Below are 20,695 nucleotides of genomic sequence, written 5' to 3'. Positions count from 1 at the left end.
CTGTCACCAGGCGGTACCGGGGACACCCCACGCGGCGAGTTCGGTGCCGATGAGTTTGTGCAACAGCTCCGGGTCGCCGAAGTGGTCGGGGTTGATGCCGAAGAACGTCAACGTGATCCGGTCGCCGTATTCGACGGCCCACGCGGCGATCGCCGGCCCCTGTGTGCGGCGCGCGGACGGCGGAACACCGACCATGATCGCCCGGATCGCAAAGCGCGCCGCGGTGCGGCCACCGATGGTGAGCGCGGACTCCGGTGCCACCCCCAGGTTGGACACGGTGGTGTCCGGTCCGGGGATGGCGCGCATCATCTTTCCGATGATCGCACCCGGCAGCAGTCGCACGATCGACTGGAGATGGTCGGCGGTCCGGTCGGCCCCGGACGCGGCGTAGTCGACGAAAGCCTGTTTGCTCAGTGCTCGTATGTCGGACAGGTCCATTCGTGGCTCTGTTGTGCCGGGAACCCGGATCCACACTCCACCTGAGGCGTTGGCCCGATCGTCGGTGTCGTCCCCGCGCCTGTTGACCGCGATGCACACATTCGTGCGCGCATCCCGCCCCTCCTCCACCGGCACACCGGCCCGGGCGACGATCCCGGCGAGGACCGCGACGAACAGACTGTTGGCGGTACCGCCGTGCGCCCGCGCGCAGCTGTGCCATGTCTCACGGTCGACATCGACGATCGCCAGCGTGGTGTCGGGTGCGTCGGCGGACTCCGGCGGCAGCGGCGGCGCCGGCCGGGTGGTGTCGCCGCGACGCGACGCCCCGCGCACCGCCTCGCCGACAACCACCCGCACCGCCCGCACCGCGGCCACCAACTGTCGTGCCGCATCGGCGATGTCGACGCCGATCGCACGCACTCCGCGCGCCGACGATCCGCTCGGCAGATCCGTGCCGAGTCCCGATGTCGCGGCGTCCAGCGCCCGGTACACACCCTGACCGTCGGTCACCATGTGCGATACCAACAGCGACACCACTCGACGCCCGTCGGCGGTGACGGCGTCGTCGAGCCGCCAGGCCGATCCCTCGGCCGGATCCAGCCGGGCGGCTCGGAGTCGGCGGTCGAGCCAGTTCGCTACCTCGCCGGCGTCGATATGCTCTGTGCCGGTGGTGCTCACATCGACCTCCGACCGTACCCAGCGATCCCGGGCCGCCGGCACACGGGTGCGCGCCACAGCCCTATTCAGCGCGCCACGGGCCAGTGCCGCACGCAGTTCGGTGACGGCGGCGGCACCGGGGTCGGAATCGGCATCGAACACCCAGGAGAACTGGATGGGCGCGCCGACCCCGAAGAGGTCCGCGCTGAGCAGATATGCTTCGTCGGCACCGGCCAGCCGGGGAATCGTCATCGCAATCATCCTTTCACCAGATATCATGTGTCAGTTGCCAGTCGGCGAGTTCTTGGGCCAGCAGCCGACGCAACCGGCCATCGCCGAACACGGACTCGTCGAATCCGGCCACGCAGAAGGTCACCTCGTCGTGCCCGCGCAGCAGCCAGGCCTGTACGCCGTCGCCGAATCGGTACGGCAGCGCCGGGTCAACGCCCTGGGCGATACCACGAAAAGCGGTGCGCCGAGCGGTTGCCGAACCCAATCGGACCGCACGCTCGTCGATGTCACCGAGATTGGACACCATGGCATCGGGCATCCCGTTTCCCGCGCTCACCGCACCGATCAGCCAGGTCGACGGCAACAACCACACCAGTGCCGTCAGGTCGCCCGGCTCCGCACGGCGACCGGCCAGCGACAGGAAGGCATCCTTGCAGACTCCGCGGATCGCTGTGAGTGAACCGCCCGGCGTCGGATCGTCGGTGAGCATCATCGACACCCCGGCCGTGGCGTTCGAGCTGTCGTCACCGGCTGCCCGGACATCGACGGGCACGCCCACCTTGATCGGATCACCCAGCGGGGCATAACCTCCCGATCGCAGCAGACCTGTGACGACGGCGATGTACAGCGAGTTGGGAGTTCCGCCGTGTCGCCGTGCCACCGAATCCCACTCCGCGGCGGGCACACTGGCCGTCGCCCACAGCGGCCGCGCCCGTGGGGCACGGTCGGCGCTCGGCGACCGCGCAGGCCTGGTGGCGACGGTGTCCGCGGTACGTGTGCCCGCCAGGCCCACCAGCGCACCCACCCCGGCTGCCGCGACACCGGCGAATCCGGCACATACCTGCGCCGCCGCGTCCTTCACCTCGGACACCAGGTCACCGCCGAGATCCGCGGGTGCGGGCGGCGCGGTGTGCGACATCGCCTCGCCCGCCGCCCGCACCAACGTGCGGCCGTCGGCCACCAGATGCAGCGCGCACAGTGACAGCACCGTGCCACCGGAGTCGGTGGGTGCGCTCCGCAATCGCCAGCACCGCCCGGCGGCCGCGTCCAGATCGACCGCCGCCATCTCGCTGCCCGCCCACGATTCGATCTGGGACGGGCCCACCGGCACGTGATCGAACACCGGTTCCGGCGGTCCGTCGGCGGGCACCCAGCGCGGGCGGGCGCCGGGGATGCCGGCGGCGACGAGCCGCCGGTGCAGCCTTCCCCGACTCAGCCACGTGTTCATCGACACGATCGCTTCGGCGGGTATCGCCTCGTCGAACACCCACACCACCTGCAGCACCACCGACCAGCCCAGTGCCCGGCGCAGAAACTCGTAGGTGGCGTCCGCCGGGCCCAGTCTGCTCAACGGGCCACCTCCCTGACCCGATCCGCGCTCCGTCCGGTCACGGTCTCGACAGCGGCGACGGCCTCGGCGAGTGCTTCGTCGGGGCCGACGAGAGCACGGGCCGCGTTCGACGCGCGCCGCCGGGACACGTCGGTGTCGATCGCGCGCAGCGCCGACTCCAACGCATCCACGGTCAGCTTCCTCACCGGCATACTCATCCCGGCGCCGACGCGGCGCAGTTGCGCACCCCAGAACGGCTGGTCGGCGCCGAACCAGCACACCACCGACGGAACCCCGTGACGCAGCGCGGCCGCCGTGGTCCCGGCGCCGCCGTGGTGGACGGCGGCCGCGCACCGGGACAGGACCGAATGGTGGTCGACGGTCTCGGCGAAGTACACGTCGGCGCCCGACGGCACGTTCTCGGGCGGCCCGCTCCAGCCCGCGCAGATCAAGGCCCGACGGCCGATCCGGCGGGCCGCGCGGACCATCGCGCTGACCGTGGACTGACTGTCGCGGATGGGCATGCTGCCGAACCCGAAGTACACCGGTGGCCCGCCCGCCTCGAGCCAGGCATCGAGCGCCGGATCGGGGCCGGAGTGGCGGACGGCGAGGTCGATGAAGCCGACCACCGGGCGTGGCCGCGGCGAGGCATCCCATCGACTGTCGCCGGTGATCGCGAACATCGGGTCGTAGGCCTGGATCTCGATGCCGGCATTTCCGGCGATCAGCCCGGCCAGCGGCGCACCGGCCGGCCGGACCCCCAGCCGGGCGCGCAATGCGGCCTCCTGCCCGCGGGTGGCCAGCCGCATGAGTTGTTCGGCCGCCGCCCACTGCGCGGGCACCAGCGGGCCGCCGAGCGCGCCGGGCAGTTGCGGCAGGGGCCCCACCCGGGCGTTGGCGCGTACCGGCGCGTGGTGCAGGCTGATCAGCGGTATCCGGAGTGCTTCGGCGAACGGCAACGCGATCGCCTCGGTGGTGAATCCGGTGATGATCGCGTCGGCACCGGCGGTCAGGTCGGCCAGGTCGTCGACGCTGTCGGACCAGCCGGTGCGATTGACCGCCGCAACAGCCTGTACCCGGCGAAGCGGGTTGCGGCCGGCCTCGTTTCGTACCCGGCGCACCTCTTCCAGGTGGGCGCGGGTGTCGTAGCCGAATGCCCGGGCGGGCACCCCGAGATGGGCCGCGAGTCCGATCAGGTTGGGCGGCACTCCGACCCGCACGTCATGTCCGCGGGCGGCGAGCGCACCCGCCAGGATCACGGCGGGCTGTATGTCGCCACGTGTTCCGTTGACCGCCATGGTGATTCTCATCGCACACCGCCTCGCACCGAGCCAAATCCGGTTATCGTCTCTACACTTGCGCCCCAGAAGGATCTGACCCAGAAGGATCCGAACCAGAAGGATCGGGCCCGATCCTGTCGTGCCCCATACGGTCGCGGCCCGGAGGACGAAAGGTCTGTATGAGAATCGTGATGGCGATGGGCGGCAGCCGCGGTGATGTTCAGCCCGCGGTCGCCCTCGGCACCGAACTGCGTTCGCGCGGACACGATGTCGTGATGGCGGTGCCGCCGGATCTGGTGGGGTTCAGCACCGGCGCCGGCCTGCCCGCCCATCCGTACGGCGACAGCACCCGCGAGTTGCTCGATTCCGATCTGATCCGTTCCGAACTCAAATCGCGCAATCCCCTGCGCCGGGTACGGGCCATCTCCGAGATCACGCTGCGTGGTGGGCGCGCAATGGCACAGCAGTTGCTCGACCTCACCGAGGGCGCCGACGCTGTCGTCGCGGGCAGCGCCGGGCAGGAACGCGCCCACAATGTGTCGCAGGTTCGTGGCATCGTGCACTTCCCGCTGCACTACTGCCCGATCCGACGCAACCGGCAGGTGTCGCCGCTGGCCCACCTGGGCATCGACGTGCCGGGGGTGGTCGCCGAGGCCAGTTGGGTTGTCGGCGAGCAGATCCTCTGGCAGGCCGGTCGCCGCGCCGAGCAGCGACTGACCGATGAACTCGGTCTGCCGCGGGCGTCGGTACCCTATGCCACGCAGATCGCCCGTACCGGTGTCCCGGAGATCCAGGCCTACGATCCCGCGCTGTTTCCGGGTCTGGCGCAGCAGTGGGGCGCCCGGCGACCGTTCACCGGGTTTCTGAATCTTGCTGCTGCGCAACGCTCCGGAGTCGGTGATGAGGCGCCGACCGATCTGCTGAGGTGGATCGCCGACGGCCCGGCACCGGTGTACGCCGGATTCGGCAGTATGCTGCCCAATGATCCGCAGGCGCTGGCCGCCGCTCTCACCGAAACGGCACGGACACTGGATATCCGGCTGCTCGTGGCCGGCGGCTGGAGCGGATTCATGGATGGTGCGGACGTACCACCGGACCGGGTTCGGCTCGTCGGCCATGTCGATCACGACACGATTCTTCCCTTGTGCCGGGCGGCGATTCATCACGGCGGTGCCGGGTCGGTGGCCGCCGGGCTGCGGGCGGGTCTGCCGACGGTGGTGACCTGGGTGGGCGCCGACCAACCGATCTGGGGCCGGGCGCTGACCGGTGTGCATGTCGGTGCGTCCCTTCCGATGTCGCGGGTCACCGCACCCGCGCTGACCGAGGCGGTCCGGACAGTACTGTCCGATGAGGCACGCCGAGCCGCCCGGAAGCTGTCTCACGATCTCATCTCCCCCGCCGAGGCGGTGACCACGGCGGCAAACATCATCGAGCACGGTACTGACGGGTGAGCCGGGTGAGGAACGAGCCCGCGCGAACGAGGAGGGAAGAACACGACTCCCGGCCCGCCGGACCCGCGATCCCCGAGCCTGCGAGGGGGCGCCATGTCACGGCGGGCCGTCGTGTTCTGGACTGACGAGTGAGCCGGGTGAGGAACGAGCCCGCGCGAACGAGGAGGGAAGAACACGACTCCCGGCCCGCCGGACCCGCGATCCCCGAGCCTGCGAGGGGGCGCCATGTCACGGCATGATTCGGTCTGTTCGCTCGCGCAGGACGTTGGTCAACGAGAACGTGCCCGATTCGGCGTCGTAGCTGCGGAGCAGGAGCAGTCGGCCGGTGTGCAGCACGGTGATTGCCGGTAGGTACACCGCGGCCGCACCGAGTGCGAGTCCGAATTGTCTGTGCAGCAGGAAGGTCCGCGGCAGGCAGGACATGTATCGGACGAATGAGCCGATCCCGGTCTCCATCCGCCGGGGTGAGACCCCGACGGTGATGGAGGCGAGGAAGGCGTTGCGGCCGCCGGTTTCGCGGACGCACAGGCCCATGTCGACGTCTTCGAATACGTCGCGGCGCATGCTGACCCGGGTGCGGATCGTTTGCCAGGTGTCGCGGCGCAGGATCATGTTGGATCCGTACAGGACCGGGACGTCGCCGGGTTCGGATGGGTGTGCCGGGGTGGTGGCTTTGCCACGGGAGAGCGGGTGCAGTGCGATCTTCCATCGGTCGAACCTTCCGGAGTACGGAATCCCGTATGCCTCACCGCGTCCGCATAGTGCCGCCCATTCGTCGCCGGTGTCGGCTGCGAAGAAGTCGACAATGGTGCGGGCCCAGTGTTCGGGTACTCGGGTGTCGGCGTCGATGCGGGCGATGATATCGCCGGTGGCGGCGTCGAGGCCGGTGTTGCGGGCGTATACGAGGCCCTGTTCGCGCTCGTGGACGATCCGGACCGTCGGGTGCCGGATGCTGATGTCGCCGACGATGCGCATGCCATCGTCGGTGGAGTTGTTGTCCACCACGATGATTTCGGCGATGTGGTCTGCTTGCGCGGTGAGCCTGGTCAGGCATTCGCCGATGACGCCGGCTTCGTTGTAGGTGGGCACCACCACCGACAGGCGCGGGCGCGCCGGTTGCGGTGCGGCGGGTTCGGACGCGGGCGCGTGGCCGGCCGGGTTTTCGGTGGCCGGTGCTTCGATGGCCGGGTCTTCGGGTACGGTGGCAACCATCAGGTCCTCCGCATGTAGGTTCGCAGGGTGACGGGTACGCAGATCGCGAGCACCGCGAGCGCACCGGCGAGCGTGTAGATGATTTCGATGCCGGCCGATCCGTTGTCGGCGAGTTGCCGGGCGGCGGTGACCAGGTGGGAGACGGGGTTGGCCGACGCACATGCCTGCATCCATCCGGGCATCGATTCGACGGGGACCAGGGCGTTGGAGACGAAGGTGATGGGCATCATCACGAGCATCGAGATGCCTTGCACGGTAGAGGCTTTGTCGAGCAGCACGCCCAATAGCGCGAAGATCCAGCTGAGGGTGAAGGCGACGAGCACCACAAGACCGCAGGCGGCGATGAGGCCGGGTGCGCTGCCGGGCCGGTAACCCATCGCCAGCCCGACGCAGACGGTGATGACGGTGGCCACGACGTAGCGGACGGCGTTGGCCAGCAGCGCCCCGGCGAGTGGGGCGATCCGGGCGATGGGCAGTGATTTGAATCTGTCGAACACACCTTTGCCGAGGTCTTCGCGCAGCTGGACGCCGGTGATCACCGACGCGGCGACGGTGACCTGGACGAGTAGTCCCGGAATCAGCAGGGGCAGATAGTTTGTCACGTTCCCGGCGATCGCCCCACCGAAGATGGTGGAGAACATGACGGTGAAGACGATCGGCAGGATGATGACGTCGAACAGTTGCTGCGGGTTGTGTTTGATCTTCAGCAGGCCGCGACCGGTCATCGTCAGTGATTGTGAGATGGCGGCGCCCACTCTGATCCGGTTGGGCGGCAACACATACTCGTCGTTCTGCGGTTCGCTGTGCGGCACGGGGACCATCGGGTTGTCGTCGGCGGCGGGTGTGCGCGTGTCGTTCCTGTCGGCGGCGGCCCGGACGGCCGCGGCGTCGATGTCGCCGGTGACGGGCCCCGGTACCGGGGCGTTCACGCCGCCTCCCCCGTTCCGGATCCGCCGTCGGTCAGTTCGAAGAAGACCTCGTCCAGACTCGGCTTCTCCACGTTGACGGCGGTGAAGGCGATGGAACGCTCACGCAGCGCGAGAAGGAGTTCCGGAAGTCTGTCGACATCGGGCATGGGCACCACCACCCGCAGATCGGGGTCGGCGACGATCACTTCGGCCGAGGCGAACGCCGAGCAGACCGCACCGGCGTCGGCGAGCCTGTCGGCGTCGGCGATACCGATCACCGCGCGGGTGTCGCCGACCTTGGCCTTGAGTTCGTCGGTGGTGCCGTCGGCGACTACCTTGCCGCGATCCATGACCGCGACGTGGTCGGCGAGTTCGTCCGCCTCGTCGAGGTATTGGGTGGTCAGCAGGACGGTGGAACCGTCGGAGACCAATCTTCTTACGGTGTTCCACATCTGGGCGCGGGTGCGCGGGTCCAGACCGGTGGTCGGTTCGTCGAGGAACAGCAGCCGCGGACGGGTGATCATCGACGCGGCCAAGTCGAGCCGGCGGCGCATTCCGCCGGAGAACTGCCGGATCGGGCGGTCCGCCGCGCCGGTGAGGCCGAACTCTTCGAGCAGTTCGTGCGCGCGGGCGCGGGCGGCGCTCCTGGATGCGCCCACCAGCCGCCCGAAAACCACGAGATTCTCTGTGGCGGTGAGATCTTCGTCCACCGACGCGTACTGTCCGGTGACTCCGATCATCGCCCGCACCGACGTGGCCCGGCGCACGACGTCGGCACCGAAGATACGGGCGCTGCCGGCGTCCGGACGCAGCAACGTGGCGAGCATTCGGACCGTGGTGGTCTTGCCCGCACCGTTGGTTCCCAGTACCGCGTAGACACCTCCGGCGGGCACCACCAGATCGACATGATCGACTGCTGTGGTGCGCTTTTCGGCCCTACCGAACATCTTGGTGAGACCGGAGGCCTCGATCGCCGGCGGCGATCCCGCCGCCCTGGTATGAGACATGATTATCCTTTCATCAGGACACGGTGCATCATTTCGATGACACCGCACCACAGTTGCAGGACCACCACGTCCCCCGACACGGTGACCAAGGTAGGCGCGTTCTTCGATATCCGCAATCTAGCAAGGGTCTTTTGGTCCTTTCGGGTCTTGCCGAAGTCACCGGCGGACAGCCCGGGCAGGTATTCGGACCCGGATGGCTCACACCTCACCACCTGGGTGATTAGGCGAAATCTCGACCCCTTCTAACCTCGACGTAACACGAATGTCACTGGCGGATACGGGATTTTCGGCGTAAATCGCACTCGACGAACTCGTAAGGGTGACGAACAACACTGTCGGATAGCGCTGGTGTCACTCGGGTGTCTCTGCTTACTATTCGTCGCGGATCTTCCCGGCACCCCGACACAGGGTCTCGCAGGTGCGCCGACGGCGACGCCCGAGCCATCTCCTCGCGGCGTCACTGCCGACGTCACCCGCACCGAATCACTACCGACCGGAAAGTCTCATCACTGCAATGAAATTCACCGAATTGTCGGACTATCCGCTGCCCGCCGGAACCGTCACCGAATGGTCCCCGTACACTGTGACGCCCGAATCGGAATGGGCGATCGACCTTCGTCCGGCCACCTTTGACCACGATCTGCACCTGCGGCGCAGCGTGGGCGACGAGGCCGGAAACTCATGGCTGGGATCGGTCTTCGAGATCGACCGCCGCTACGATCCCGTCGCGTTCGAAACCACCCTGCGGCTGTGGACCGCACGACACGAGGTACTGCGCAGCACCGTCGTGGTGGACAGTTCCCCCGTCGGCCCCGGCGGCTGTCTCCCCGGTCCGGACACGCATACCGGGCGCCTGTCCCGCCGCCACACCCACCCGGCCGAAGCGGTCGCGATCGGTTCGCACGCCGTCGGCAGACTGACCGAGGAGGCGATCGGACCGCATCTGGCACGCCTGTTCGACCGCGATCTGTCACCGCTGGTGTGGCCCCACTACCGCACGGTCACCATCACCGACCTGGAAGCGGGGGCCGGCGGCCCGGGCCGCTTCGCGGTGGTGCTCGCCGCCGACCACTGTGTCGTCGACGCGTATTCGCTGCTGGTCGCGATGCACGAGATCCGCAGCCTCTACCTCGCCGAGGCCGACGGCACCGACGCCGCCCTGCCAGGCACCGGAAGTCACCTCGACTACGGGGTCCACGACCACACAATGGGTGCCGAACTGACCCCGATGCACCCGGCCGTCACCCACTGGCGCGGCTTTCTGGCCGCATCGGGGTGGCAGTTCCCCGCCTTCGGTCTGGCGTCGGCACAACCACACCTGGGCATGCCGGACGAACACGACACCGCCGCACAGCCCGGACGGTCGGAATTCGTGATGACTGCGGACTCGGCCGCCGAGGTGAACCAGCTCTGCCGCGCGGCCGGCCATTCCATGCAGACCACGGTCATCACGGCACTGGCGCTGGCCCACCGGGCGGTGACCGGTGAGCGGCGGATGCGGGCGGCGATGCCGATGCACACCCGGCACCGACCCGAGTACGTCGATGCAATCGGCTGGTTCGTCGGCCTCGGTCCCCTCGACATCGACCTGGATTCGGCCGAGACATTCGCCGAGGCAATGGATGTGACAGTACTCGCGATCGAGGCGGCCAAGGCCGTCTCGCGCTACCCCTACCCGCGGATCGCCGAACTGATCGGCTGCTCGGCGGTGCCCGAGTTCGTCATCTCCTATCTTGATGTCCGGTACGTTCCCGGGGCTGCCGACTGGCCCCTGATGAAGGCCCGGACAGTGCGCGGCCGGACCGAATCGGACCGGGAGGTGTACCTGTGGGTGGCCCGATCCCCCGACGGGATCACCGTATCCACCCGGCACCCGGGCAACCGCGCGGCCGCGACCGCGATCAGCGACTTCGTCGACACCGCGGTGTCGATCATCTCGCGGGTGACCACCGACGGCATGGGGCTGCGCCTGGACAGCCTCACCGCGCACCGACTTCCCGCCTGACCGGCACCTTTCCTCCCGTCCCGCACCGCGCATTCCCTCACCCAAGGAGTCCTCGTTGAGAATCACCGCTATGGAATCATTCGCCCCTCGGCCCGGCCAGGCACTGAGCTGGCTGCCCACCGCAACCTCCTCTGCCGCCGCCGGACAGGCCCCCGTCTACACGGGCCCGCTGACATTTCTCGTGGAGAACCACGTTCGCGGCTGCGCCGCCGCCCGCACCGCGGGCACCCCGCACCACGCCTACCTGGGGTCGGGCACCGAGGTTGACGGCGACCTCGATGAGCAGCGGATGACGCGGGCACTCGACATCTTCGTCCGCAGGCACAGCGCGTTGCGCACCTGGTTCGAGACCGACGACCGGCACGTAGCCGCGCACCTCGTCGACGCCGACGACGTCTCCTTCGCCGTGCACGCGGTCGAAGAGATCGACACCGACGAACAGTTCCAACAGCACATCGCCGGCAGATTCAGCGCCGAAGCCATCAGTACCTCCTACCCGGGCTTCGCGTTCGGCGCCCTCCGCAGACCCGGCAGCTTCACCCTGTTCTTCGGCTGTGATCACGCCTTGTCCGACGGTGCCTCACAGGCATTCGCGCTCACCGAGATCATCGATGTCTACACCGAGCTCGGTGGGTCCCGCCAGGGCGCGGACACCGGGCCCGCAACCGACGGGGCCGGCACCCGGGACGCAGGCGGATACCTCGACTACGCCGGGGCCGAGGCCGCGCTGGCGGCCCATCACCTGTCCGGCTCCGACGAGTTGGACAGGCTGACAAAGGTTTTCGCCGACAACGACCGCTCATTGCCGACATTCCCACTCGATCTGGGGCTGGCCCCGGGTGAAACGGCACCCGTCGTACCGATCGAGGTCACCATCCTCACCGGCGAGGACATCGGCCGTTTCGAATCGGCTTGCCGCAGCGCGGGATCACGCCTTCTCACCGGAATCTACGCGGCGCTTGCCGCGACCGACGCCGAGCTGGCCGGGCGCACCGACTATTACGGCATGACCGTGTTCAACACGAGGTCGGCCGCACCGCGATTCGCCTCCGCGCAGGGGTGGTTCGCGGCGTTCGCACCAGTCACGTTCCCGATCTCGGGCGCCGCCACGTTCACCGAACTTCTCGCCGCCGCCGACACCGGCTACCAGGCGGCCAAACCGCTTGCCGGAGTTCCGGTACAGGCCGCGTTCGGCGCACTGATCGCGGCCGGGGCCACACCGGCCTCATTGGCGTCGACACCGAATCTTCTTTCGTACATCGACTTCCGGAGGTTCCCCGCCGCCGGGAACACCGGCTACGAACAGGGCGTCATCTTCACCGGTGAGGGGCGCACCGCGAATGCCTCCCTCTGGATCAATCGTGACCACCGCCGCCTCTACCTCGGCAGCCAGACTCCGGGAACGCCGTACGCGCAGCACCAGGTGCAGCGGTACTTCGCACACCTGTGCTCGGTGATCCAGGAGGTGGCCCGCTCGGGCGACTACACGCTCACTTCACCCGTGGCCGCCGACGTGGCGTGAGAAGCCGTGCCGGGAGAAACGGGGGCACGAGAACAGAGTGCATCCCTCGGCGGCACCCGCAGATCGACCTGGGTGCCGACCGCCGCGTCGAGCACGCCCATACACATCTCGTGACAGGCCGACAGCGAGATCCGCCCGTCGACCAGCGCGGCCAACGCCACCTCCCGCACGTACACGATCCAGCCGGCGAAGCCGACCTCGGCGGCCGCCCGGCCCTCGTCGCACACACCGGCCGCGTCGAGAAATCCCGCGCACAACGCATCAAAGTTCTGGTTGACCGGATTGCGCACGGCGGGATCGGACGCGATCGAACTGCGGTTGGAGATCAACACCAACGGCAGATGCTCCTGGAAGAAATCGATGTAGGCCACCAGCGCCGCCTCCACCCGGTCACGCACCGTCGGCGCCTCCGCGGCGCTCACCACCTGACGCAGGTGCACATGCACGCGCTGCCAGATCGCCCCGAAGTATTCGGCCTTGGTGGGAAAGTAGTGGTACAGGAGGCGTCGCGACACCCCCGCCTCGGTGGCGATGTCCTCCATCGAGGTCTCCTCGAACGGCCGCTCGCTGAACACCCGCACGCCCACATCGAGCAGGAACGATCGACGTTCCTCGGGAGTCAATCGTTGACGGGGCGGCACCCGGACCATCGTAGTAGTGGCCTCTGCGGTGGTCGAACGCGGCCGGTCACCCAACGGGGGACGGGACTTCCCCGGATGTACTGGGCTGGGCCGACGTACTGGGTGGGGCCGACGTACTGGGTTGAGCCGGGGTGGACCCGCCCGGTGTCGCCTCTGTTGTCGGGGCGGCGCTCAGTCCGGGGATGGGGGTGGCGCCGGATGGTACCGACGATGTCACCTGCACCTTGCCGCGGAAGGAGTCGTCGGTGATGACGTCGATCGAATTGATCAGCCACCTCCCGTCGTCCTTTCGCATCGAGTAGGTGAGCCGACTCGGATTGATCTGCACCAGTTCGTTGCCGCCGCGGGTGACCGACTGGTTGATGAACAGCAGCACCGTCGCGGTGTCGCGGGTGTTGGTGACCACTCCCGCATCCTGGATGATCACCTCCGAGATGATCCTCTGTTTGCCCACCTGGGCAACCAGATCGGTGTCGGCGATGATCTTCTCGTACTGCGCCCGGGCATCCCCGGTCACCATCTTCTTCGACCGTTCGACATGTTCGGCAACATTGTCCGGCGTGTACCCGAACATCGTGGTCACATAGTCTCTGGCCGCCGACAGTGCCGAGTCGCGTGCCTGCTCCTCGGCACGAACCCCCAGAAAACGCACGCCCAGCACCACGGCCGCGGCCGCCGATACCACCAGCAACAACGCCAGTACCGCGGCGATCACCCGGCCGGACCGACCGTCGAGGCCCAGCCGCTCGGTCAGAGTCGACTCATCGGCCATCTAGGTCACCCATTCGAAGTTGGTCATCTTGAGTTCGCCGTTGATCCGCGTCACGTCGACGCGCCAGCGGAAGGTCTGATACTCCGGTTCGGTCTTGCCGTCGAGGGATCGTTGTTCCCAGCCGTACACCATGATCACCGACCCCTCGTCGTCGGTGGCCTTGGTGACAGCCGACGACAGCACGGTGGTCCGGGTTTCCACGTTGGTGGACTTGACCAGGCTCGTCACCTGCTCGATGGATTCGGAGATCTGTGTCTTGGCGCGCCCGCTGGTCTGCCGCTCGAGCGTTCTGAGCGCGTTGTCGGTGGTCTTCGGGCTGAAGCTGGTGAGATTGACGATGACCTGCGAGGCGAAGTCCGAATATTCCGCACGCAGCCGGTCCTTGGTGTTCTGGCGCTCGATGCCCAGACCCGCGACCACCGCCACGACCGTGCAGGCCACGATGACGGCCACGGCCGATGCCACGACGATCGCGCGCACAGGCGCGATCCGCCGGCCGCGGAAGGCGACCGGCGCGCTCGCCCCGGCCGGTGGCGACGGCCGGGTCCGGCCCCGGCGGCGTTCCCGGTAGCCGAGAGAACGCTCCACCTCGGAGGGTTCGGGCTCCACGGCGCCGGGCTGTGCCGCCGTCGGCTCCGCGCCGGCACCGTCCGCTTCTTCGGCCGTGTCTTCTTCGGCCTTGTCCGGCTCGGCCTTGTCCGGCTCGGCCTTACCCGGCTCGGCCTTGTCTTCTTCGGCATTGTCGGATTCGGGCGCGTCGGTCGTTTCCAAGACGCCGGCAACATCGGTGGCGTCCGTCGCATCGGTGGCATCTGCCGCGTCGGGTGCCTCGGCCGTATCCGGGGAATCGGTCGAATCCCGCTCCCCGGGGCGGGCCGTCGGCACCGGCGGCCGCTTCTTCGCACCCCGACGCAGCGGAGCACTGCGGACAGGACGCACCGGCGATGCCTGCGGCGTCACGGATTCCGATGCCGGCGGCGTCACGGATTCCGATGCCGGCGGCGTCACGGATTCACTGTCCGGCTGATCAGGCTCTGCCATGTGGCGGCGCTTCCTCCTGGCTTCTGCTGTCCCGTTCCCGCGTTGTACGTCTTACCGTCCGGGCCGATGAAATCCCCTGACACCGGATCGTAGGCGGTGGTGTAAACGGCCGGCTCATCGGACGTGTTCGACGGCGTGCCCGGCACCACCTCACCCTGCACCGACGCCGGACCGATCTTGATGTCGCTGCTACGGAAGGCGTCGTTGCTGCCGGGGGCCGGTGTGTAGCCGGTCCGGCATTCGGCCGGCGTCGGCGCACGCCGACCCGGGAACTCGACGCACGGATAGTTACGCGCTCCGCGCACCGCCAGGTTGGAGTTCTGCGGTACCCGGCACAGCATGCCCGAGGGCAGTTCGCGCGCCACCTGCTCCGACGAGAACCGCCACTGGTCCTTCGGCAGGTAGCCGATGGTGCACGGCGGACGATCCTGAAAACCCAGCGCGAAGTTCACGTTGGCGCCGTATCGGGTGGATCCGGTGTTCAGCGCGGTGATCAGCGACCCCATGAGGCGCGGGTAGATCGTCACAATCTGGCGCATATTGGGCAGATACACGGCCTGGGTACGCGCGATCACGCCGAGGTTGGACACCAGCAGCGGGTACGACTGGTCCAGTGAGGCGAACAGTTGTCGGCTCTGATCGGCCACACCCGGGCCGTGGCGCAGGATCTCGGTGATCTCCGGTCGGCTCGCCCGCACACGGTCGGTGACCACGGTGACGTCGCGGGTCCAGGCCCGGATCTGGTCGGTGGTGCGTGACTGGGTCCGCAGCAGCGGACCGGTCTGGTCGATGAGATCGACGATCGGCTGCGAGTTCTTGTCGGCCTCGTCGACGAACAGCGTCATCGAATCGAGCAGCCGCTGGAGTTGTTCGCCGGTGCCGTTGAAGGCGGTGAACGACTCGTCGATCAGCGTCCGCAACTCGCTGCTGCCGATGTTGTCGAGCAGCGCGTCCGCCTGATCGAGCATCGCCGAGATCTCCACCGGCACGTCGTCGCTGGTCACCACCGATCCGTCACGCAGATTGCCCGTTCCCGGCTCCTGCCCGGACGTATCGCGGGCGCCGTTCTCGGTCTTCGCGGGGGCGAACGCGACGTACTGTTCGCCGATCGCCGACATGCTGCGCACCGCGGCGGGCATCGTCTCCGGGATCTTGGCGTCGCTGTCGATGACGAGGGTCGCGGCCACGCCCTCGCTGGTCAGCCGCACCGACGTGACCTTGCCGACATTGACACCGCGATATGCGACATTGGCGTTCTGATAGAGACCGCCGGTGGTGGGCAGATTGAGCGTCACCCGGTAGCTGCCGACACCGAACATCGACGGTATCCGGATGTAGTAGATCGCCATCGACACGACGGCGATCACGGTCACGACGGCGAAGATGATCAACTGGGTACGAACGAAACGGGTGATCCGCATCAGCCCTCACCCCGATCCAGCGGAGCGGTGAACGGGTTCAGGCCTCGTTTGGCGCCGGAGGCCGGTGTGCCCACCATGCCTTCGGGCCCGATGAATCTGGCCGTGGCGAACATCGACTTGTTCAGGCGCGAGGGTGTCAGGTCCAGCACGAGATCGGAATTGACATAGTCGCCCTTGATGATCGTGGGGATCGTCGGCTCATAGAACGGGAAGGTCAGCAGAATGTTCAGGGACTGCGTCAGGGCCGGACCGGTCCGCTGCAGTTGGTCGATCGCCGGTTCGAGATTGCCGACGATGGTCGTGATGTCGTCACTGTTGGCCTTGAGGATCCGGTTGGCGGTGTTCGACAGCGTCGCCATCGCGCCGAGGGTGTCGGTGAAATGCTGCCGCTGATCGGTGAGCAGTCGCAGGATCTTCGGGCTGTCGCGCAGCGCCTGGCGCAGGGTGGGTGACTGGTCGTTGACCGCCGACGCCAGCCGGTCCAGCCCCTGCGTGGCGGCGATGATGTTCTCACGCTGCCCGTCCAGCTCGCCCACCAACCGGTCCAGGCGCGGGATCAGCTTGCTCAGCGCCGCCCCCCGGTCACCGAGCATGGCGCTCATCTCGTGCACGATGTCGCCGAGCTGGCTGAGCCCACCGCCGTTGAGCACCACCGACAGCGAGCTGAGCACCTGCTCGGTGGACGGGTACGAACACATCGCCACCTGCTGAGCGACGTTGATGTCGGGAACCTGCGGCACCGACGGGTCGGTGATGATGTTGGCCTGTTCGGGGCATTTGGTGAGCGGAATCCGCTCCCCCGCCGTCAAGTATCCGCCCGCGGGTCTGTCGGGCTGCACGATCTCCAGGTGAGAGGACCCCAGGACGCTGGTCATCGCCACCATCACATGCGATCCCCGGGGCACCTTCACCCCGCGATTGAGCCGGATCGTGAGTTCGGCGTTCCAGTCGTCGGCGACCCTCATCGTGCCGATGCTGCCGACGGTGGAGTCGTCCAGGTGCACCGGGGCGTTGTTGACCAGCCCCGACGCCGACGGCACGACCGCGCTGATGGTGTACGAGCCCGCGTCGGTGCCCTCGGCGCCGGGCACCGGCAACGAACCGACCCCGTCGAACGAACATCCCGCCGCCGTGGCCGCGACCGTCAGTGCGAGCGCGGTGGCGGCGATCGCGCGCGCGCTCATCCCGCCGCCCCGAACGGTACGAGCAGATCGGCCAGCGGACTGCCCCGATTGTGTTTGCGCGTCTGCTGGTCCAGCCGGTTCACCCCGGCCTTGGCGCGCGCCTTCACATCGTTGTTCTGATACACGATCTGATTCGGTGTGGCGGTGGCCGCCGACACCGGATTCATCAGGAACGGTGGATAGTTCATCGAGATCGACGACAGCACCGGCGCCAGCACGTCGACACAATGTTCGACATCGGCCTCCCCGGTGCCCGGCCGTGCGGCGGAATCCATGGTGCCGCACAGCAGGGTGATCAGGTTGGCACCCATCCCCAGACCGAACACCCCCGACAACGATCCGGTCAGCGGGTTGTAGATGTTCTGGAAGTTGGCCAGTTGGTTGGGTGCCGAATGCAGCAGTCCGCGCAATTGTTCGTCCTTGTCGGCGACGATCTTGGTGACGTCGGCCAGTTTGCTCACCGACTCGGTGAGTTCGGTGCCGTTGCGGTCGATGAACGCCTGCACGTCGGTGACAGCCGAGTTGAGCCCGTGCAGCGCCTCGCCGAGTTCGGTGGCGTTGGCCGACAGCACCTGGCTCACCGACGCGATCCGGCCGTTGAACTGCACGAGTTCCTCATGGCTCTGCGACAGTGCCTCGGTCAGTTTCTGCAGGTTGCGCACCGTGCTGAACAGGTCGCCGCGGCTCGCCGACAGGGTGCCCATCAGGTCGGACATCTCGGTGATCGACCGCCGGACGGCCTGGCCGTTGCCGGACAGGTTCTCGTTCAGCACCTCCACCGCCTCCGCGGCCGCTCCCCGATCGACCGGTCCGTCGGCCGCACCGTCGGTCTGCGGTCCGAGCGACTCGCTCAGTCTGGTCAGCTGCGCCTTGATGTCGTCCCATTCCATCGGGACCGCGGTGCGTTCCATCGGGATCACCTCGTTGTCGGCCAACCTGTCCCCGGACTCGTACACCGGGGTGAGCTGGACGAACCTGCCGGTCACCAGGCTCTGGGCGACGATGACCGCAGTCACGTCCTTCGGGATGTCGATGTCCTTGTCGACCCGCAGCACCACCTTCACATCGCCCCGGCGTGGTGTGATGGCGTCGACGGTGCCCGCATTGACACCGAGCACGCGCACCGGATCACCCTTGTAGAGACCGGACGCCACCGGGAAATAGGCGGTGTAGGTGTTGGTGGTGGCCGCCTTGAACCATCGGTATCCGCCGAGCGCGATCACCGCGACCGCGGCCACCGCCACCGCGATCGCCACGATCCTGACGACGACCCGCGTATTGATGCTCATCATCGTCAGCCTCCCTGCCGTGGGCTCATCGTGGCGGCCGGTGGCTCGCTCGTGGCGGTGTCGGTCGGCGGGGCGGGCGTCGGGTAGGTCGGTGACGGAGCCGCCGGGCGCGGCGGGTCACTGCCCTTCGGCGGCGCCAGAGTCCAGTTCGACGGCAGCGGCGGGAACTGCGTGTACTTCAGGAAACTGTCGAAGGCCTGCGGGTATTTGCGTTGCAGCACCTTCATGAACACCGAGGTGTAGTCACCGAAGGTGGGGATGCCCACGAGCGAGTCGAAGTTCGGTCCCGACGCGACGGCCTCACCGAGCGAGTTGGCGTACGGGCCGAGCCTGTCGATCGTCTGCTTCAGGTCCTTCTCCTTGTCGGTGAGGATCGTCAGCACCCGCCGCAGCTTTTCCTGCACGGGCTTGAGCTGTTCGTTGTTGTCGGCGATGAATCCGCTCAACTGCCGGGTCAGATCTCGGGTCCCGGTGATCAGCCGGCCCAGGGCCGCCCGCCGGATCTGCACCTCGCCGAGGAGGCTGTTCGCGTCGATCAGCAGGGTGTCGATCTGCTTGTTGCGGGTCGCCACCACCGACGAGACGCTGTCGGCCTTGGTGAGCAGTTGCCGCAGCGCGGTGTCGCGGTCGTTGACCGCCTTGGACAGCCGCGCGACACCGTCGACCGCGCCGCGCACCTGCGCCGGGGTCTCGGCAAATGTCTCGGTGAGGGTGCGCAGCGCCTCGTTGAGCTGGTCGGTATCGGTGTCTTGCAGCTTGGCCGACGTCGTGTCGAGCGCGTCCTGCAGCGAGTACGGCGCGGATGTCTGCCCGATCGGGATCGTGTCGCCGGGCCGTAGGAGGTCGCCGCCGTGCGGGATGATCGTCAGATTGCGGCGCCCGAGTACGGTTTCGGTCTTGATCGCGGCCTGCGACTGGTTGCCGACCACCACGTCGTCCTTCATCCGGAACGACACCTTGACCTTGGTGCCGTTGCCGGTCTTGGCCAGTGCGATGCCTTCGACGGCACCGACCTCCACGCCCGACACCATCACCACATCGCCGTTGCTCAGGCCGCCGGCGTCGTCGAAGTAGGCACTGTAGGTACTCACCGGCGACAGGTAGGGCAGTTTGTCCATCTGCATCGCGGACACCACCACGAGCGTCACGACGATGATGCCGATCGCGCCTACTGCGGCCCGGCCGCGGCCGCCGCGCTTGTGCACGCGGGCCACATCGGCGTCGTCGGATTCGGATCGGTGCGCGGTGAACAGACCCTCGCGCTTGTTGTTTTCCGTCATCGCAGCGCGCACCTCCCGTGCGCCTGGGTCCGGTCGCCGAGCATATCGATGGCCGTGAAGTAGATTTGCGTGTCGCCGGGGCCGCCGATCAGCAACCGGATCCGGCAGAAGTAGATCTGCAGCCACGCACCATAACTGCCCAGGTTGGACAGCTTCTTGTAGTCCTCGGGCAGCCTGGTGAGCACATCGCGCAGATACGGTTCGGCCTTCAGCACCTCCTCCGAGACCCGGCCGGTGTTGTGCACCACCTTCTGCAGGTCGGGCCGGGTGGTGCTGAGCAGGTCCGCCATCCCGTTGGTGAGCCGGGAGGTCTGGGTGAGCGCGTCGCCGATCACCTCGCGCTGGGACGACAGCCCGGTGACCAGTTGTTGCAACAGGTCGACGCTGGTGTCGAAGCCCTTTTTGTCGTCCTCGACGGTGCCGATCATCGTGTTCAGGTTGTCGATCACATCCCCGATCAGCTGGTCGCGGTCGGCCAGGGAATCGGTGAACTGCGCGGTGTTCTCCAGCAGATGGTTCAGTGCGGGGCCCTGCCCCTGGAACACCTGGATCAACGACGCGGTCAGCTTGTCCGCTTCCTTCGGGTCAAGGGTGCGCAGCAGCGGTTTGAAGCCGCCGACCAGATTGTCCAGATCGAGTGCGGGCTGCGTCTGTTGCACCGGGATCCGCGCACCGTCGGCGAGCGCCCTCCCGGTCTCCCCGGGTTCGCGGCGCAGCTCCAGGTACCTGTCGCCGGTAAGGTTCTTGTACCGGATCAGCGCCTGCACCGACGCCGGCACTCGGTAAGTGTCGCCGACGGTGAACCTGATGACGGCCTGGTTGTCGCGATCGAGCGACACCTCGGACACCGAGCCCACCTCGACCCCCGCGATCTCGACCGACGAACCGGACTTGAGGGCCGAGGCGCTGGTGAAGACCGCCGTGTACTCGTTGGTCGACCCGGAGCGGTATTTGCTGAACACCACCACGAGCGCCGTGAACACCAACAGCATCACCACCACGAACGATCCGAGCTTGATCATGGTG

At 67.6% G+C, this 20,695-nt stretch carries 17 protein-coding genes; 3 read left to right on the top strand and 14 right to left on the bottom strand.

What is annotated here, in order from left to right; genetic code table 11:
- Window positions 1–3 precede the first annotated feature (3 nt).
- From GII31_RS03465 to GII31_RS03455, 3 genes are read right to left on the bottom strand one after another with little or no spacing between them, the layout of a single operon-like run.
- Complete coding sequence (locus tag GII31_RS03465) at window positions 4–1,347, bottom strand: hypothetical protein (RefSeq protein WP_213246839.1); 1,344 nt, start codon at window positions 1,345–1,347, stop codon at window positions 4–6.
- 13 nt (window positions 1,348–1,360) lie between these two features.
- On the bottom strand, window positions 1,361–2,677 hold the full coding sequence (locus tag GII31_RS03460) for a hypothetical protein (RefSeq protein WP_213246837.1): 1,317 nt from the start codon (window positions 2,675–2,677) through the stop codon (window positions 1,361–1,363).
- Complete coding sequence (locus GII31_RS03455; protein WP_260840288.1) at window positions 2,674–3,966, bottom strand: glycosyltransferase; 1,293 nt, start codon at window positions 3,964–3,966, stop codon at window positions 2,674–2,676. The genes GII31_RS03460 and GII31_RS03455 overlap by 4 nt, the downstream gene beginning before the upstream one ends.
- Before the next feature lie 149 nt (window positions 3,967–4,115).
- Here GII31_RS03455 and GII31_RS03450 point away from each other — a divergent pair, with 149 nt between their 5' ends.
- Window positions 4,116–5,387 carry a glycosyltransferase gene (locus GII31_RS03450; RefSeq protein WP_213246833.1) on the top strand — a complete coding sequence of 424 codons (1,272 nt, stop codon included), beginning with the start codon at window positions 4,116–4,118 and terminating at the stop codon, window positions 5,385–5,387.
- 228 nt (window positions 5,388–5,615) lie between these two features.
- Here the strand turns inward: GII31_RS03450 and GII31_RS03445 are convergent, their stop codons facing one another.
- The 3 genes from GII31_RS03445 to GII31_RS03435 form a co-directional block, all read right to left on the bottom strand.
- Complete coding sequence (locus tag GII31_RS03445) at window positions 5,616–6,599, bottom strand: glycosyltransferase family 2 protein (RefSeq protein ID WP_213246831.1); 984 nt, start codon at window positions 6,597–6,599, stop codon at window positions 5,616–5,618.
- Window positions 6,599–7,420 (bottom strand): ABC transporter permease, encoded by an 822-nt coding sequence (locus tag GII31_RS03440; RefSeq protein ID WP_260840478.1) that lies wholly within the window; start codon window positions 7,418–7,420, stop codon window positions 6,599–6,601. Before GII31_RS03440 ends, GII31_RS03445 begins: the two co-directional genes overlap by 1 nt.
- 104 nt (window positions 7,421–7,524) lie before the next feature.
- Complete coding sequence (locus tag GII31_RS03435) at window positions 7,525–8,514, bottom strand: ATP-binding cassette domain-containing protein (RefSeq protein WP_213246829.1); 990 nt, start codon at window positions 8,512–8,514, stop codon at window positions 7,525–7,527.
- A 514-nt stretch (window positions 8,515–9,028) separates the two neighbouring features.
- Here GII31_RS03435 and GII31_RS03430 point away from each other — a divergent pair.
- Window positions 9,029–10,519 (top strand): condensation domain-containing protein, encoded by a 1,491-nt coding sequence (locus GII31_RS03430; RefSeq protein WP_213246827.1) that lies wholly within the window; start codon window positions 9,029–9,031, stop codon window positions 10,517–10,519.
- Window positions 10,520–10,574: 55 nt separating this feature from the next.
- Window positions 10,575–12,041, top strand: coding sequence for a condensation domain-containing protein (locus GII31_RS03425; RefSeq protein WP_213246825.1), 1,467 nt, complete (start codon window positions 10,575–10,577; stop codon window positions 12,039–12,041).
- Here GII31_RS03425 and GII31_RS03420 read toward each other — a convergent pair.
- From GII31_RS03420 to GII31_RS03385, 8 genes are read right to left on the bottom strand one after another with little or no spacing between them, the layout of a single operon-like run.
- The gene (locus GII31_RS03420) at window positions 12,002–12,691 is read right to left on the bottom strand and encodes a TetR/AcrR family transcriptional regulator (protein WP_213246823.1); all 690 of its coding nucleotides are present in this window, start codon (window positions 12,689–12,691) and stop codon (window positions 12,002–12,004) included. The two genes, GII31_RS03425 and GII31_RS03420, sit on opposite strands and share 40 nt — an antisense overlap.
- A 37-nt stretch (window positions 12,692–12,728) precedes the next feature.
- The gene (locus tag GII31_RS03415; protein WP_213246821.1) at window positions 12,729–13,454 is read right to left on the bottom strand and encodes a hypothetical protein; all 726 of its coding nucleotides are present in this window, start codon (window positions 13,452–13,454) and stop codon (window positions 12,729–12,731) included.
- Entirely contained in the window at window positions 13,455–14,495 is a 1,041-nt protein-coding gene (locus GII31_RS03410; RefSeq protein ID WP_213246819.1) for a hypothetical protein, read from the bottom strand.
- Window positions 14,459–15,916 (bottom strand): MCE family protein, encoded by a 1,458-nt coding sequence (locus tag GII31_RS03405; RefSeq protein WP_260840286.1) that lies wholly within the window; start codon window positions 15,914–15,916, stop codon window positions 14,459–14,461. The genes GII31_RS03410 and GII31_RS03405 overlap by 37 nt, the downstream gene beginning before the upstream one ends.
- On the bottom strand, window positions 15,916–17,100 hold the full coding sequence (locus GII31_RS03400) for an MCE family protein (RefSeq protein ID WP_213246815.1): 1,185 nt from the start codon (window positions 17,098–17,100) through the stop codon (window positions 15,916–15,918). The genes GII31_RS03405 and GII31_RS03400 overlap by 1 nt, the downstream gene beginning before the upstream one ends.
- Window positions 17,097–18,389, bottom strand: a complete 1,293-nt coding sequence (locus GII31_RS03395; protein ID WP_213249783.1) for an MCE family protein — start codon at window positions 18,387–18,389, stop codon at window positions 17,097–17,099. The genes GII31_RS03400 and GII31_RS03395 overlap by 4 nt, the downstream gene beginning before the upstream one ends.
- Before the next feature lie 5 nt (window positions 18,390–18,394).
- Window positions 18,395–19,669, bottom strand: coding sequence for an MCE family protein (locus tag GII31_RS03390; RefSeq protein ID WP_213246813.1), 1,275 nt, complete (start codon window positions 19,667–19,669; stop codon window positions 18,395–18,397).
- The gene (locus tag GII31_RS03385) at window positions 19,666–20,691 is read right to left on the bottom strand and encodes an MCE family protein (protein ID WP_213249781.1); all 1,026 of its coding nucleotides are present in this window, start codon (window positions 20,689–20,691) and stop codon (window positions 19,666–19,668) included. Before GII31_RS03385 ends, GII31_RS03390 begins: the two co-directional genes overlap by 4 nt.
- Window positions 20,692–20,695 lie beyond the last annotated feature (4 nt).

Origin of the sequence: Gordonia pseudamarae (genome assembly GCF_025273675.1) — a bacterium.
GTDB lineage: Bacteria > Actinomycetota > Actinomycetes > Mycobacteriales > Mycobacteriaceae > Gordonia > Gordonia pseudamarae.
The sequence above is the reverse complement of the archived record's forward strand: the minus strand, read 5'-3'. Positions and strand labels throughout refer to the sequence as shown.